This window comes from Bradyrhizobium sp. USDA 4486, from assembly GCF_054057995.1.
On the sequence record NZ_JBSRZV010000001.1, the window covers coordinates 7,848,816 to 7,862,286 of the forward strand.

17 protein-coding genes and 2 pseudogenes are annotated in these 13,471 nt (G+C 62.1%); 13 read left to right on the top strand and 6 right to left on the bottom strand.

Annotated elements, in window-relative coordinates:
• Window positions 1–5: 5 nt before the first annotated feature.
• Both ACVWY3_RS37015 and ACVWY3_RS37020 read left to right on the top strand, forming a co-directional pair.
• Window positions 6–251 (top strand): hypothetical protein, encoded by a 246-nt coding sequence (locus tag ACVWY3_RS37015; protein WP_456842858.1) that lies wholly within the window; start codon window positions 6–8, stop codon window positions 249–251.
• Window positions 252–453: 202 nt separating this feature from the next.
• A complete protein-coding gene (locus ACVWY3_RS37020; RefSeq protein ID WP_456842859.1) occupies window positions 454–1,278 on the top strand; it encodes a ribonuclease HII in 825 nt (274 codons plus the stop codon).
• A 27-nt stretch (window positions 1,279–1,305) separates the two neighbouring features.
• Here the strand turns inward: ACVWY3_RS37020 and ligD are convergent, their stop codons facing one another.
• Window positions 1,306–2,253, bottom strand: coding sequence for a non-homologous end-joining DNA ligase (ligD, locus tag ACVWY3_RS37025; RefSeq protein ID WP_456842860.1), 948 nt, complete (start codon window positions 2,251–2,253; stop codon window positions 1,306–1,308).
• A 262-nt stretch (window positions 2,254–2,515) separates the two neighbouring features.
• Here ligD and ACVWY3_RS37030 point away from each other — a divergent pair, with 262 nt between their 5' ends.
• Together ACVWY3_RS37030 and ACVWY3_RS37035 are read left to right on the top strand one after the other, a co-directional pair.
• Window positions 2,516–2,716 carry a hypothetical protein gene (locus ACVWY3_RS37030; RefSeq protein WP_456842861.1) on the top strand — a complete coding sequence of 67 codons (201 nt, stop codon included), beginning with the start codon at window positions 2,516–2,518 and terminating at the stop codon, window positions 2,714–2,716.
• Between the two features lie 15 nt (window positions 2,717–2,731).
• Window positions 2,732–3,134: pseudogene (locus ACVWY3_RS37035) on the top strand (hypothetical protein).
• Between the two features lie 177 nt (window positions 3,135–3,311).
• Here ACVWY3_RS37035 and ACVWY3_RS37040 read toward each other — a convergent pair.
• The 3 genes from ACVWY3_RS37040 to ACVWY3_RS37050 are packed head-to-tail and all read right to left on the bottom strand — an operon-like array spanning window position 3,312 to window position 5,755.
• On the bottom strand, window positions 3,312–3,875 hold the full coding sequence (locus ACVWY3_RS37040; RefSeq protein ID WP_456842862.1) for an MOSC domain-containing protein: 564 nt from the start codon (window positions 3,873–3,875) through the stop codon (window positions 3,312–3,314).
• Window positions 3,875–5,554 carry a PHP domain-containing protein gene (locus tag ACVWY3_RS37045; RefSeq protein ID WP_456842863.1) on the bottom strand — a complete coding sequence of 560 codons (1,680 nt, stop codon included), beginning with the start codon at window positions 5,552–5,554 and terminating at the stop codon, window positions 3,875–3,877. Before ACVWY3_RS37045 ends, ACVWY3_RS37040 begins: the two co-directional genes overlap by 1 nt.
• The gene (locus ACVWY3_RS37050; RefSeq protein WP_456842864.1) at window positions 5,555–5,755 is read right to left on the bottom strand and encodes a hypothetical protein; all 201 of its coding nucleotides are present in this window, start codon (window positions 5,753–5,755) and stop codon (window positions 5,555–5,557) included.
• Window positions 5,756–6,114: 359 nt separating this feature from the next.
• On the opposite strand from ACVWY3_RS37050, the gene ACVWY3_RS37055 reads away from it, so the two are divergent.
• Window positions 6,115–6,783 carry an ATP-dependent DNA ligase gene (locus tag ACVWY3_RS37055; protein WP_456842865.1) on the top strand — a complete coding sequence of 223 codons (669 nt, stop codon included), beginning with the start codon at window positions 6,115–6,117 and terminating at the stop codon, window positions 6,781–6,783.
• A gap of 72 nt (window positions 6,784–6,855) precedes the next feature.
• Here the strand turns inward: ACVWY3_RS37055 and istB are convergent.
• Window positions 6,856–7,630, bottom strand: a pseudogene (istB, locus tag ACVWY3_RS37060) (IS21-like element helper ATPase IstB).
• A 17-nt stretch (window positions 7,631–7,647) separates the two neighbouring features.
• Entirely contained in the window at window positions 7,648–9,198 is a 1,551-nt protein-coding gene (istA, locus tag ACVWY3_RS37065; protein WP_456843547.1) for an IS21 family transposase, read from the bottom strand.
• Between the two features lie 32 nt (window positions 9,199–9,230).
• Here istA and ACVWY3_RS37070 point away from each other — a divergent pair, with 32 nt between their 5' ends.
• The 8 genes from ACVWY3_RS37070 to ACVWY3_RS37105 all read left to right on the top strand — a co-directional run bounded on the left by ACVWY3_RS37070 (window position 9,231) and on the right by ACVWY3_RS37105 (window position 13,458).
• Window positions 9,231–9,629: an ATP dependent DNA ligase gene (locus ACVWY3_RS37070; RefSeq protein WP_456842866.1), complete on the top strand. Its 399-nt coding sequence runs from the start codon at window positions 9,231–9,233 to the stop codon at window positions 9,627–9,629.
• A 34-nt stretch (window positions 9,630–9,663) separates the two neighbouring features.
• Window positions 9,664–9,966, top strand: a complete 303-nt coding sequence (locus ACVWY3_RS37075; RefSeq protein ID WP_456842867.1) for a hypothetical protein — start codon at window positions 9,664–9,666, stop codon at window positions 9,964–9,966.
• The gene (locus ACVWY3_RS37080) at window positions 9,966–10,133 is read left to right on the top strand and encodes a hypothetical protein (protein WP_456842868.1); all 168 of its coding nucleotides are present in this window, start codon (window positions 9,966–9,968) and stop codon (window positions 10,131–10,133) included. The genes ACVWY3_RS37075 and ACVWY3_RS37080 overlap by 1 nt, the downstream gene beginning before the upstream one ends.
• 149 nt (window positions 10,134–10,282) lie before the next feature.
• On the top strand, window positions 10,283–10,468 hold the full coding sequence (locus ACVWY3_RS37085; RefSeq protein ID WP_456842869.1) for a DUF3606 domain-containing protein: 186 nt from the start codon (window positions 10,283–10,285) through the stop codon (window positions 10,466–10,468).
• A 531-nt stretch (window positions 10,469–10,999) separates the two neighbouring features.
• Window positions 11,000–11,950: a sensor histidine kinase gene (locus tag ACVWY3_RS37090; protein WP_456842870.1), complete on the top strand. Its 951-nt coding sequence runs from the start codon at window positions 11,000–11,002 to the stop codon at window positions 11,948–11,950.
• A 167-nt stretch (window positions 11,951–12,117) separates the two neighbouring features.
• Window positions 12,118–12,285 (top strand): hypothetical protein, encoded by a 168-nt coding sequence (locus tag ACVWY3_RS37095; protein ID WP_456842871.1) that lies wholly within the window; start codon window positions 12,118–12,120, stop codon window positions 12,283–12,285.
• 216 nt (window positions 12,286–12,501) lie between these two features.
• A complete protein-coding gene (locus ACVWY3_RS37100; RefSeq protein WP_456842872.1) occupies window positions 12,502–12,972 on the top strand; it encodes a response regulator in 471 nt (156 codons plus the stop codon).
• A gap of 324 nt (window positions 12,973–13,296) precedes the next feature.
• Entirely contained in the window at window positions 13,297–13,458 is a 162-nt protein-coding gene (locus tag ACVWY3_RS37105) for a hypothetical protein (protein WP_456843588.1), read from the top strand.
• Window positions 13,459–13,471 lie beyond the last annotated feature (13 nt).

Below are 13,471 nucleotides of genomic sequence, written 5' to 3' on the forward strand. Positions count from 1 at the left end.
ATCAGGTGACGCCGGACGGCCACTACTTCTCCGTTCGCGGCAAGCTCTGGCGGATGGCAAATCCCGCTTTCGACAATGTCACGCGAGATCATTTCGTCGACAGACTAATGGTTGGCCGGCGTGCGGTGCGCGACGCCAGGAAAGGTGACGGCGAAGCCGAAGCAACGGCGTATAGGGCCATGGAAGAGATTAAGCGAGCGCTCGGCTACCGCGATTACCACGCGATCGCCTCTTCTCCGTCGCTTGCATGACGTACTGGCTCTCGGGATGAACACACGAGTATTGGTTCCTCTGAGGCTGATGGGCGCGGTGGCGCGGAATCGGGCCCAATGAGAGCCGGCCGGTTCCTTCGAGAGGGCGTTGCGCAAGCAATCAGGCGGGATAGATACTTCAGACAATCGTCACAAAGTTCACCGACACGATCCCCCACAGCCTTTCTCCACCAAAGCCGCGATGTCCCAATATTCACTTGAGGTTTTGCGTCAGCGCTATGTCATCGAGAAAAGACCGCTCGAGGCTAGCGTGGAGCAGATCTTGCGGGCCGACAGCCGCGCGGGAGCGCGTGCCATCCTGGCTGCAATCGATAAACGGCGCTATGAAAATAGGTCCGAAGGGCAGCGGCTCCGCAAGATGCTCCGCTTCGAGACCTCTCTCTGGGAAAGCGGCCATCATGCCGTGGCAGGCGTGGACGAGGCTGGAATGAGCCCTCTCGCCGGGCCGGTCTCCGCCGGTGCCGTCATCCTGAAACCCGGCACGCGGATAGTTGGGATCGACGACTCGAAAAAACTTGACGCCGCGGCTCGCGAAGAACTCGCGAAGGAGATCAAGGAAAAGGCAGTCAGTTGGTATGTGGCGTTCGTCGAGGTCGAGGAGATCGACGCGATCAACATCTATTGGGCAGGCATCCAGGCTATGCAGCGCGCGGTCCGGGGGCTAGGGCTGACGCCGCAACACTTGCTGATCGATGCGAAACGGTTGAAGGAAATCGACATCCCCCAGCAGGCGATTATTAAGGGCGATGCCAAGTCCGCCAGCATCGCCGCCGCGTCCATCCTCGCGAAAGTCGAGCGCGACGCAGTTATGCGGACGCTCGACGTGCGTCACCCCGGCTACGGATTTGCGGATCACAAGGGCTACCCGGTGCCCGCTCATTATGATGCGCTCGCCAGACTTGGCGCATGCGCAGCTCACCGGCGGTCGTTCGGACCTGTACGCAAGGCTCTCGGCTTGCCGCCCCTGCCGCCATGGCCTTCGGCATCCGAGCGCGAAGCCGGCTGAATTCCAAGTCGCCGCTTCGTCCCGGAGCTATTTTCGCGACCAGCTCTTTTCGCGCACGACGTCCTTGGCCTTTTTATCGGACCGCAGGCCGAGATAGACCGGCTGGCGCAGCTCGCCCTTGCTGGTCCACTCCGCAAACTTCACTTCTGCGACCAAGGAAGGACGTACCCAGGTCGTGACCCGCTCATCCTTCACCTTGGCTGGGAACGGCGACTTTGCCGTTTTTAGCTTCATGAGCTTGGCGTGAAGCTCTTCGAGAGCCTGGTGGCCGAAGCCGGTGCCGACGTGGCCGATGTACCGCCATGCATCGTCTTCGCGTACCGCCAGCACGAGAGCGCCGAAGAAGGGCCGGGTTCTCCTCGGCGCCGTGAAGCCGGCTATCACAACCTCCTGCCGCTGCGCGGTCTTCACCTTCAGCCAGTCGGCGGTCCGGCGTCCGGACGCGTACGGGCTGTCCGCGCGCTTGGCCATGATGCCTTCGAGATGTCTCAGCTCGGCTTCTGCGAAAAACTTTGTGCCGCTGCCTTTGCGATGGTTGCTGAACGCGATCAGCTTGTGGCGCGGCAGGATGGCCTTGAGCCGCTTCTTGCGCTCGAGGAGCGGCAGCGCACGCAGATCCTCGCCGTCGGCGAACATCAGGTCGAACGCGCAGTACAAAAGCTTAGCCTCGTGGCGCAGGGCGTTTTGAAGCAACTGGAAATGGGATACGCCGTCCTTCCCGATCGCGACGAGCTCGCCATCGATCACGGCATCCACCTTCACGCCCTCAAGGGCTTTCGCGACCTCCACATAGGAGTGGCTGATGATTTTCCCGTTGCGGCTGTAGAGCGCGACCCGACCGCGCCGGATTTCCGCGACCATACGGAAACCATCGAATTTGTCCTCGAACAACCAATTTGGATCGTCGAACGGTGAATCTGTCAGCGTGGCCAGCATGGGCTGCAGGCGGCGAGGCAGGGTTGATTTTCGAGCCATGGCTGGACGACGGGAAGAGAGATGGGAGGAACGAGTGGTATGTATCGTAAGTTCCGTACGACACTCGAAGAAGATGGTCGAGCCCAGGTCCCAAAGCTTCGGGCGTGCAACGTCACCGGGTGCGCTGCCCGCGCTCTGAGCGGCCGTTGTGACAATTCTGCTCGCCAGTTCGAAGCTGTACTTGCCGCGAAGCTTAACATTCCTGAATCCACAAGCCGGCAAAGACCGGTTAGGATGGGATTTTCCCTCTTGGGGGCATCTCATGTTCGACACGGCAACCACCGCGCTTTTGCGCGCGGTCCTTGATGAAGTCTGCGAATGCGTCTCGCAGCGCGAGATTGGTGCTCGTACCCACGTCGGCTCGAAGATTCTGGAGGCCGCGACCAGGGGCGAGATTTCTCCGGAGGCTCTTAAGCAGGTCGGTCGCGATGCCCTCTCGCACGCGCCCACGATGTGGCGCTGATCCGGAGGAGCGGACGTGAATTTCCAGGTGACCGTCCTCAAGATCCTGGTGGCATATCCGGATGGGTTTGCCGTGATGGAGGACCTCAAGAGGGACATGGCCATCCTGGCAACCAGCGAACGCGATTGGGCGGATCGGACCAGACGCCTTGCGGCGCGGGTCCCGGATCTCGACATCTGGTCACAAGGGCTGGTCGAACGCACCAGCGGCGGTTGGAAGATCACGTCCAAAGGACGGGCGGCGCTGGAGTTCATGGAAGCCCGCCCTGCTGCACCCGAGCCGAGCCAGGCGTCGGTGGTCGAGGAGACTACAGCTCGTTCCTCCTCTGCGGCAGCCCGCCGATCGTGCCAAGCGTCGCCGCGAGCGCCGGGAGCGTCGCCGTGAGGCCCGTGAACGAGCGAGGGCGAATGCCTCTTGAGGGACGTCGAGCCAAAGAAAAAGCCGCCAGCGAAGCTGGGCGGCTTGCCAGTACCGGACCGTCGATTGCTTCCCCAGCCCCTAGCGTACCGCCGTTACCTTGTTTGCGGCCATGCCAGCCCGATCTACCGACGCTTTTCGATTCGGCCATCGATCGGCCGAGTTGTACACCGGGCTCTTAAAGCGCCGGCAAGGTTTCAGAAGAGGTGGACGGGAGGCGCACCCCCGCGATGTCGAAGGCCGCTACCGCTCCACCGGCCCGAACCACTCCCAGCACCCCGCATTTGAATGGAGGGCCCGTTTCCGCCGACGAGAGCATGTGCCGATTCAGGCCAGCTCGGAAGCGGTCGATCAGGACACAGGGCGTGCGGAGGCCTGTCAACTCGATGATCGCCGTGGGCCCGAACTCGATCAGCGTCCCGAGCGGCATCAGTTCGAGGTCCAGTCCGGCCGTGGTGATGTTCTCACCGAGGTCTCCCGCTGCGACCGCGAAGCCAGCTTCCCGGAGGTGCGCAAATCGCTCCGATGCGATCAGGTGAACCTGCCGCAGATTGGGAAGCCGGGGCCGGCGACGGGCGAGGTATCGGTGCCTGACAAACGGACCGGCGTGGGCGTCACCTTCGACACCATGGCCTTCCACCAGAACGATCTGATCCCGTGGCGGCTTGCTGAAGTGGTGCCCGCGATCGGCAGCCACCGAAATCACCCTTCCCTCAAGCGAAAGGTCGAGCGCGTGCGACATCAGGCAGCGCGGGCGAGCGAGCGCCGCTTCTGGCGGAGGTAGCGCGTGATCTCGGGAAGCGTCATCGCATTCAGGATACGGTCGGCGGGGACGCCGCCCTTGCGGGCCATCTCGACGCCCCAGTGCATGTGGTCGAGCTCTGGAATCGAGTGCGCGTCCGGATTGATGCTCATCATGCAGCCGAATTCGAGGGCCGCCTGGTGCCAACGCCAGTCCAGGTCGAGCCGCCATGGATGTGCGTTGATCTCAACGACGACGTTGTGCTTCACACAGGCCCGAAGCACCTTCTCGACGTCGATCTCATAGCCCGGCCGCCGCTGGAGCTGCCGCCCAGTCATGTGGCCGATGATGGTCGTGTGAGGATCGGAAATGGCCCGCAGCAGGCGCTGCGTCTGCGCCTTGCGATCCAGCTTGAAACGGCTGTGGACGCTGGCGACCACGAAGTCGAAGCGTTCAAGCACCTCGTCGTCATAGTCGAGCGACCCGTCAGCCAGAATGTCGGACTCGATGCCTTTCAGGACCCGGAAGTCCTTGCCGAAACGCTTGTTCAGGCGCTCGGCTTCCCGGTGCTGCTGCACGATCTCCTCGAGGGAGAGGCCGCCGGCGTAGTGGGCGGACTTGGAATGGTCCGCCACTCCGAAATACTCGAAGCCGCGCTGACGGGTCGCCTTCGCCATGGTCTCCAGGGTCTCTGTCCCATCGGAAGCATCGGTGTGGCAGTGCAGGATTCCGCGCAGGTCCTTGTCGGTCACAAGCTTCGGCAACTTGCCCTTCAAGGCCAGCTCGACCTCGCCGCGGCCCTCCCTGAGCTCGGGATCGATGAAGGGCAGCCCGAGAGCCTGGTAGATGTCAGCCTCCTCGCCGGCGATCAGTGTGCGGCCCTTGTGCAGGCCGTGAGCGTCCAACCGCATGTCCTTCTCGGCGGCCAGCGTCCGGAGCTGCTCGATGTGAGCGGCGGAGCCGGTGGCGAAGAGAAGGGCGGCGCCGAAATGTTTGCGGTCGGACACCCGGACTTGCAGTCCTTCGGACGATGGCATTGCCGTCATGTCTGATTTGGCAGCCTCCGCAACGATTGCGAGGTCGGCGACGAGTTCGCAGCCTCGACGGAAATCGCCAGCGATCGTTATGCGCTTGAGCTCAGGCCGGGCCTTGCGGATGGAGTCCTTCGCGTGCGCGAGCAGGGCAGCGGCTCGGTGCAGGTGAAGGCGGCCTTCTCCGCTTTTCGCAACCGCCAGGTTCTGCAGGATCTTGGCCTGCAGCGCGGCGCCGAGACCCTTGGCCTTCTTGATGCGGTCGTCCTTCGCCGCGGCTTCCAATTCCGCGAGCGAGGTGATGCCGAGATCCTGGTAGAGCCGTAGCACCTTCTCGGGCCGCAAGCCCGGTACAGCCAGCAGCTCAAGCACGCCAGCTGGTATTTCCTTCCTGAGCTTTTCCAGGCTCGGATGAGTGCCGGTCTTGTGAAGTTTGGTGATGATGTCGGCTATCGCGTCGCCGACGCCAGGGATCTCCGTAAGACGGTCTTCGGCGATGAGCATGTCCAGAGGGACGGCAAGAGACGCCAGGCTGTCGGCAGCTCGCGAGTAGGCTTTTGCCCGGTACGGATTGCCGCCTCGCAAGGCGGTGCGCTGCGCGTACTCTCGCAGGAGACTTGCCACACCGCGAGCGTCGAGCGCTGGCATTCAGCGAGCCTCCCGGTCCGCGCTTTGGGTCGCCATTGGAGCAAGGCGACCGCCGGGGCGGTCACTTGGCTGGCGATCGAGAGAGCTCTCAAGCTCCTGGGCTGCGCGGAAATCGTTCAGGTGCTGAATATTGGGTCCGTAGGCAGCTTCCTTCTTGAGGAGATTGTAGATCCGTCCGGCCACCAGCTGCAGATGCTTCATCCTGCCCCGCGGCATGGATCTCGCTTTGCAGAGAGCTCGCACCGCGTAGGCTCGGAAGTAATCGAATGCGTCTGACATGATGTCAGTAAACGCCCGCTATCGACCGGAGTTCGATGCGGCAGGGATTGGCCGTTTTGGCACTGCACTAAACGCGGGCCGGGTCGCTCATATTCGAAAGCTTGAGAACCAGCGAGGTCGTAGGAACTCCTCGCCACCTTCGAAGTTGCGAGACTCGTTGAGTAAGGTAGGTAAACTGCCCGCCACGGGCCCCCACCCGGCGGCGGGTTTTTTGTGAGTTGCGTAGCGTGGCGAAGCGTACAAGAGCGGCGCCTCCGGCCGAGAAGCCAGAAGCTCCTCAGATGCCGGGGTTCATCAGCCCCCAACTGGCGACCCTGAAGATGAAGGCACCTTCGGGATCCCGATGGATTCACGAAGTCAAATACGACGGGTACCGCATCCAGCTCCGGATCGACGGTGACGATCGCCGCGCCTACACCCGCAACGGCTACAATTGGGTCAGCAAGTTTTCAGGAATTGCTGGCGCTTTCGACATTGAAGGTCAGGCCATCGTCGACGGCGAAGTCGTCGTCATCCATGACGGCCGCACCAATTTTTCCGAGCTGCAGGCAGACCTCGGCAGAGGCGACCAGGACCGCCTGATCTTCTTCGCGTTCGATCTGCTGTGGCTCGACGGCAAGGATTTGCGCAAGGAGCCGCAGCTCGAGCGGAAGAGGCTGCTCAAAGAACTGATCGAGGAGCACAGGCTCGAGGAGCCCATCTTCTTTAGTGAACATCATGAAGGCGACGGGCAGGCTCTGTTCGTCGCCGCCAGCAAGTTGAACTATGAGGGCATCATCTCAAAGCGCGTGGACGCGCCATACCGATCGGAGCGGGTCGAAGCCTGGCAGAAGATCAAGGTCGTCCAGAAGGGCAAGTTTCCCGTGGTCGGCTTCATCAAGGACCCATCCGGCGTGGCCGCCCTCTATCTGGGTGCGTATTTCGCAAAAACGGGACAGTGGTTTCGCTAACTGACGGACAGCAGTTTCGCTAAATCGCGGACAGCGTGGCGGCGCTGGCTTTTGGTTGCCTGGTTGTTGAAGTCAGTTGGTATTCGTTTCGCTGTTTTCGACGTCGGTCAAGGGGCGCGCAGCTTTTTTCCTTCGCATGCTGTCGCCTTCGAGGGCGATACGGTGGGAGTTGTGGATGATCCGGTCGAGGATAGCACCTGCGATTGTCGGCTCGCCGATCATATCGTGCCATTGGGCAACGGGCAGCTGAGCGGTAATCAAGGTCGATTTGCGCCTGTAGCGCTCTTCGAAGATTTCGAGGAGATCAAGGCGCTGCTGGTCATTGAGGGTGTGGGTGCCCCAGTCGTCGAGGATGAGCACCTGGACACGTGCGAGCTTATCGATGAGGCGCGGGAAGCGACCATCGAGACGGGCCATGGCGAGGTCTTCGAACAGGCGCGGCATACGCAAATAAAGGACGGAATGATCGAGCCTGGCCGCCTGGCGTCCGAAGGCACACGCCAGCCAGGTTTTGCCAGTCCCGGTCAGGCCGGTGATGATGAAGTTCTCATGGGCTTTCAGCCAGGCGCCTTGCGCCAGTTGCAGGGTGTTGCGCCGGTCAAGGCCACGGCGGGACGTGAAGTCGACGTCTTCGATACAGGCGTCGACGAAGCGCAGCTTGGCTGCGGCCAGCCGATTGGTCAGGCGCCGGTCGGCGCATGGCAGCTTCGCGATCGAGCATCAGGCCGAGCCACTCGTCGCGGCTGAGATCGGCGGCATTGTCCTGTTCAGCCAATTGCCGGTAGGCCGCCGCCATTCCGGCAAGGCCGAGCGCCTGCATCTGGTCGAGGGTCGGGTGGGTCAGCATCGCGATGTTCCTTTCATTCATTGATAATAGCCCCCACCACGGATGTTGGTGTGCGAGGGGGTGGCTTTGACGGGTGCGGCAGCAGGGCTCGCGCGGTCGAGCCCGGATTTGAGGATCGCGCTCACCGAGGAGTAGCTGATCGCGTTGATGACGAGTGCCCGCTCGCAGGCCGCTTCGAGCCGATCGCGCTCGTAGCGCCGTGCCAGGGCGATGATCCCCATGGCGGAGAGATAACCCTGCTCGGGATGCGGGCGCTCACGCATCATCCGCTCGACCAGAGTGGCGGTGTTGACGCCGATCCGCGCCGCCATCTTGATCAAGCTCGCCGGCGTCATATTGGCATAACGCTGATGGGCCTTGGGCATGTGCTCGTTCACGGTGACATGGCCGCCGCGCTGAGAGCGGCGCACATGGCTGGCGACACGCGTGTGATCCTGGAAGATCTCGACGGCTCGATAGGTGAGCCGGATGTCCACCCGACGGCCGATCAGCCGGTGCGGCACTGAGTAAAAGGTCTTGTCGACTTCGACGTGATAATCGGGATGGACCTTCGCCGTTTTCCATTCGGCGTATTCGAACGGTTCGCTCGGCAGCGGCGTCAACGCAGCGCGCTCGATCTCCTCGAACAGCTGCCGGCGGGATTTGCCGATATGGCGCATCGGCCGATGGTTCAGCTCCTCCAGCAAACCGCCGATCGCAGTATTGAGATCGGTCAGGTTGAAGAACCGCCGATGGCGCAGCCGTGCCAGAATCCAGCGCTCAACAATCAGCACCGCGCCTTCAACCTTGCCCTTGTCGCGGGGCTTGCGGCTGCGGGTCGGCAAAATCGTCGTGTCGTAGTGCTCGGCCATGGCGGCAAAGGTTTGATTGAGCGTCGGCTCGAACCACAACGCCTTGACGACCCCGGCCTTCAGATTGTCGCAGACGATCGCCTTGGGAACTCCGCCGAAGTACGACAAGGCTCGGGTCTGGCCTTCGATCCAATCTGGTAGTCGCTGACCGAAGCTTCCCATAGCGAAGGTCAGCGACGAGGCCCCGAGCACCGCGACAAATATCTGCGCCTGACGGATCTCGCCGGTTTGCGGATCGATCACCTCCACCGTCGGACCGGCATAGTCGGTCTGCATAACTGCACCCGCCGCGTGGCGATGACGGAAGGTCGGGTTCGCCCGGCGCCGATAGACGTCAAACTTCTCGCAGAACCACGTGTAACCATAGCCCTCGGGATGCGCCGTCCGGTATTCCTGCCACAGCAGCGTCAGTGTCACGCCCTTGCGCTTGAGCTCCTGCGCCACCCGCGGCCACTCAGGCTCGCTCAAGTCCTGCGGAGGCCGCCCGACCCGCCGGAACAGAGCCCGCTGCAACGCCGCCTCGCTCGCGTAAATCGGCGGTAACGGCCAGCTTAAGCCCGCCTCGCGTGCCCGCAGCAGGTAGGTGGCAACCGAGCTCTTGCTGATCTGCAGCCGTTCCGAGATCTCCCGAACCGACAGGTCCTGCTCGTACGTCAGCCTCAGGATCGATCGTAGGTCCTTCACAGTGGTTCGTTTCGCTTGCTTCCGTCTCGGCATTGCCCCTCTCAAACTCAGCTTGAGAGAGAACATTGCCTGAACGGCGCTCCCGAAAACCAACCTCCCGCAACTGTCCGCGATTTAGCGGAATCCCTGTCCCGAAATTACTGAAATCGCTGTCCGCGAATTACCGAAATCGGTGTCCGGAAATTGCCGAAACACGCAATCTGGGTAAGCAGGAAGGTAAGGACCTCGTCTACATGGGAAAGGTCGGCACGGGATGGAGCCGGACCACCTCGGCGCAGATCCGCAAGGCGCTCGATACCGTCGTCAGCCCCAAGCAGAAGTTGACCAAGACCATCAGGAAACCGAAGGCCACCTGGGTCGAACCCAAGTTCTTTGCCGACATCGAGTACCGCGACATCACCTCCGAAGGACTCCTGCGGGCCAGCTCGTTCAAGGGGCTGAGCAAAGGAACGCGCCGTTCATAGCCGCGTTTGCCTCAGAGTATCTGGAGTACCGGTCATGGATCCGGAACGGCGAGTTGCGAAGGCCTTGGAAGACGCTCAGGGCATCCTGGCCCGGTATGTCGAGCCTGGCCCCAGAGATTGCGAGCAAACCATAAACCAGCTGCTGGATGTGCTCGACGAGGCCGTCGTGCAGGCGGTCAAGGATTCGAAGATGGAAAAACCAACGGCAGAACAACTCGCCGAGCTCAAGAGGCTCAGCGCGATCGCACGGGTGCCGGATGAGTCGGAGATTGTCACCTCGAATGAAGAGGCTGAGATCCAAATCCGCGACCTGAAAGAGAAGGCTCGGATGGAATGATGACTACGAAGCCGATGAATGGCGTGGAGCCCCAGCGCTCCGAGGACGACATTCAACGCGATCAGCTGGGTCCGCGCGGCGTACCCGGCAAGGAAAGTCCGGCGACGATGACACCTCAGCGGGAGAAGAAGACGCCCAAGGACGTCGATCCCGGACATCCGGCATGAACTCGATGGACACGTTCTGGGACGGCCTGTTGCTCGACGGCTGGGCTCCCATAGTCCACGGCCGTTCTTGTGGCCACTGACCCGCGGCTATAGCTCGCACGGAACCCGCGAATCCCTGGAGCGTTGCATTCTTCTAAGAGGAGGAGCCGATGGCCGCAACGAAGAAGAAGACCGCGCGTGGACGCAAACAGGATCGCGCCCGGGTCGCGAAAGGGCAGGACTACGAAGTCCGGTATGAAGCGAAGAAGACCGGGCGCTCGGCCTCTGCGGTGAAGAAGGCCGTCAAGAAGGTCGGCAATTCCCGCAAGCGCGTCGAGAAGCGTCTCGGCCGGTAGGTCGTCTCAGATGCGTCCGGACAATCGTGTAAATGCGGTCAGCCTCTGCACGGTTGGCTCAACGTCTTGCATGTAGATCTCGGTCCGCAGGAACGCGAGTTCGTCGTCGAGCGCGGTCTCGAAGTCTCTGAACCAGAACTCGGCCTGCCGTCGCTGCCCTCGTTCGAGCGATAGCCGCGCCTCTTCAGCGAGTTCTTGAGTCCGAATGCGGTCTGCTCCGCCCAGACGCGCAGCGTCGGCCTGGTCACGGCATAGTGCGGTCGCCTCGGTCGCAAGTCGCCTCGGTCGCAAACTGGGAGCGGAGCCCGGAGTGCCTAGGAGTCCGGGTCTCCGCAACCGTAACAGCACCGACGCTCGCATGCCGCTCGGTATGGAATCAACTATACGACCGGTGCATTGGTTCGCTTTGAGGCATCTCAACTTCCCGTGGTCTATGCGACAATGCCTCGCAGACGTCGGCTTAGGCGACCGACGTCCCGAACTGCTGCACGAGCGAGGGAACTTCACCTTTCCGTCGGCGATTTCAAATCCATGAACAGGCTATATCCGCTTGTACTGGAGCATCGGCTTCCGATTCTCGTCCGGTACGGCATCTCGGCCTGCATCATGCTCGTCTGCGCCGTCCTGCAGATCGCGCTTCAGATGCAGACGGGCGCGCCGGGGTACTTCCTGTTGCTTCCCGGAGTGTTCCTGTCCGGTCTGATCTTCGATCGGGGCTCGGGAATCTTCGCCGCCGTGATTGCCGTGGGGGTCGGGGCCTACGTCAGCTACGCGGGTCGGGTCGGCCTTGATTTCCTGGCCACGAATTCGCTCTTCGCCATCACCGCGGCTGGTACCGCCACCGTCGCCGAATTCCAGCGGACGGAGCTTCGGCGCGTGATGCTGGCCGACAAGACCAAAGCCCTGCTGCTGCAGGAGATGGCGCACCGGACCAAGAACAACCTGGCGATCCTCGGCGGGATGATCCGGCTGGAGGCGAGGCACGGTGGACCCGAGGCCGCCGCCGCGCTTGAGGCGACCGCACGGAGGCTGCAGGTGATGGCCGAGGTCTACGACCACCTCTCGGTCAAGCAGGACTCCCGCTCGGTCAACATGCGATACTTCCTGAACGACGTCGTCGAAAAGGTCTTCCAGTCTCTGTCACCATCTGGGCCCGTCGCCTTCCAGGTGGTTTGCGGCGACTTTTCCTTGCCGCACAACCAAGCGCTCGCGATCGGCATCATCGCCAACGAGCTCGTCACCAACGCGCTCAAGTACGCTTTTCCGAACGAGGCTGCGGGTCACGTCACCATCGAGCTCTCTAAGGCCGATGGCATAGAACTCCTAGTCTCCGACAACGGGGTTGGACTTTTGGCCCCCGGCGAGCCGGGAGGACTTGGCTCGCGCATCGTCCAGCTTCTCACCGAACAGCTCGAGGGGGAGATCACCTATGAACGGCTCGACGCCGGTCTGCGCGTCCGAGTTCGGGCGAAGCCTCGCTAATTGCAGGCCTGTTCCGGCCTGCGCAGTAGCGAATAGCGAGCACAGTTCTCTTGGTCACAGGCGCCGCAAGGGGCGGCGAGGAGGCCTCGCCGCTCGTAGTGAGTGATAGAAGCGCCCGCCGGCGTAACTATTCGGTCCTACCGAAGTTTTTCCGTCGAGGTTACGCCATGGAAAACTCAGTCGATCTGGATCACCGCCACACCCTTGCGATCGTTCGTGAGATTGGCGACCGCCTTCGTTCGAATGTCGTCCCAGATCCGCAGCTGCCCGATTTTCTGGAATCCTTGATCGAGCGTCTGCGCGATCTGGACAGGCCGAGGGAGCAAGAGTCGTAGTCGGGATAGACGTCGGAATTGGCAATGGAGCCGGCGTGAGACCTTTATCCCGTAGGGGGAACTCGCCGAGCGCGGCACGCGCGGCCACCGCGCGAGGGCCGGGGCCGCGGCCAAGAAATCGTTTTGGTCCCGCCTCCGCAATGTTCACTTTTGAACAGTTCCAAGGGAACCTGGTCATCCGCGCTGCGTAGAGTCGACATCTAGGCAGGGCGCAAGTTGACCCAATCTCTCACCATCCTCGTCGCCGAGGACGACTACCAGATCCAGGAAATGCTGGAGGAGGCGCTGACCGAAGCTGGCTTCCGGCCGCAGATCCTGTCGTCGGCGGAAGAAGCCGCGACCGTTCTGAAAAGCGGCGTCTACGAATTCCGGGCACTGGTCGCGGACGTGAACTTGAAGGGCAAGACGAGCGGCTGGGACCTCGCGCGTCTTGTTCGCGAGCCGGATCCGGAGTTTCCCGTCGTCTACATGACCGGCATGGCCGCCGACGAATGGGCGAGCCTCGGGAGTGCCCAACAGCATTCTGCTCACCAAGCCGTTCGCGCCCGCCCAGCTCGTTACCGCCGTCTCGCAGCTTCTCAACAAGGGACAGGCCGCTCCCTGAGAGAGCGTGTCGCTCCCGCTTCAGAACAGGGCAACGACCGTGACCATGGCAACCAGACCTACCGCGGTCACGCACCAGCATGATAGTTCAAGGAATCGCATCCAGCGCCCCCGCTCGATTCCTGCCCCACGCGGACGCTATACTCCGCAACCGGCCTTCCGGAACCGAAACTTTTTCATGCCCTCATGAATTCAGGTCAGGGGCTGCAACGGGAGGCGCGGCCAATGTCCAGCATGCCAATCGGCGACATGGTTCTCACGGTCGCCGTCATGACCATCGCCTTCGTCGGCGAAGTTGCGGTTTTTGCCCTCCTCGGAATCTTCTGAGTGAGACGACCGCGCCAATAGAACGAGGCACGCCGGCGCACCACCTTGAGGAAGCCTGCTGGAGGACGTGCGATGTCGACAGTGGCGAACCTGCTTGCGCAAAAGCAACAGCTGATCGAACGGCTGGAGAACGATCCGGGTCCGAACGAGCGCGAAGAAATCGAGAGGTTGCTCGCCAAGATCGAGACCGCTCTGACGTGGCTCGAGTCTAACGCCCCGGTCGAGGAAGACGGACCTCTGTAGTTCTTCGATAGCC

Bases quoted from the DNA above. Each gene is read 5' to 3' on its own strand.
- ACVWY3_RS37045 (WP_456842863.1), bottom strand. From the start codon at position 5,554: ATGCCAGCGCTCGACGCTCGCGGTGTGGCAAGTCTCCTGCGAGAGTAC.
- ACVWY3_RS37050 (WP_456842864.1), bottom strand. From the start codon at position 5,755: ATGAAGCATCTGCAGCTGGTGGCCGGACGGATCTACAATCTCCTCAAG.
- ACVWY3_RS37080 (WP_456842868.1), top strand. From the start codon at position 9,966: ATGACTACGAAGCCGATGAATGGCGTGGAGCCCCAGCGCTCCGAGGAC.
- ACVWY3_RS37090 (WP_456842870.1), top strand. From the start codon at position 11,000: ATGAACAGGCTATATCCGCTTGTACTGGAGCATCGGCTTCCGATTCTC.
- istA (WP_456843547.1), bottom strand. From the start codon at position 9,198: ATGCCGAGACGGAAGCAAGCGAAACGAACCACTGTGAAGGACCTACGA.
- ligD (WP_456842860.1), bottom strand. From the start codon at position 2,253: ATGGCTCGAAAATCAACCCTGCCTCGCCGCCTGCAGCCCATGCTGGCC.
- ACVWY3_RS37040 (WP_456842862.1), bottom strand. From the start codon at position 3,875: ATGTCGCACGCGCTCGACCTTTCGCTTGAGGGAAGGGTGATTTCGGTG.
- ACVWY3_RS37020 (WP_456842859.1), top strand. From the start codon at position 454: ATGTCCCAATATTCACTTGAGGTTTTGCGTCAGCGCTATGTCATCGAG.
- ACVWY3_RS37095 (WP_456842871.1), top strand. From the start codon at position 12,118: ATGGAAAACTCAGTCGATCTGGATCACCGCCACACCCTTGCGATCGTT.
- ACVWY3_RS37075 (WP_456842867.1), top strand. From the start codon at position 9,664: ATGGATCCGGAACGGCGAGTTGCGAAGGCCTTGGAAGACGCTCAGGGC.
- ACVWY3_RS37085 (WP_456842869.1), top strand. From the start codon at position 10,283: ATGGCCGCAACGAAGAAGAAGACCGCGCGTGGACGCAAACAGGATCGC.
- ACVWY3_RS37055 (WP_456842865.1), top strand. From the start codon at position 6,115: ATGCCGGGGTTCATCAGCCCCCAACTGGCGACCCTGAAGATGAAGGCA.
- ACVWY3_RS37030 (WP_456842861.1), top strand. From the start codon at position 2,516: ATGTTCGACACGGCAACCACCGCGCTTTTGCGCGCGGTCCTTGATGAA.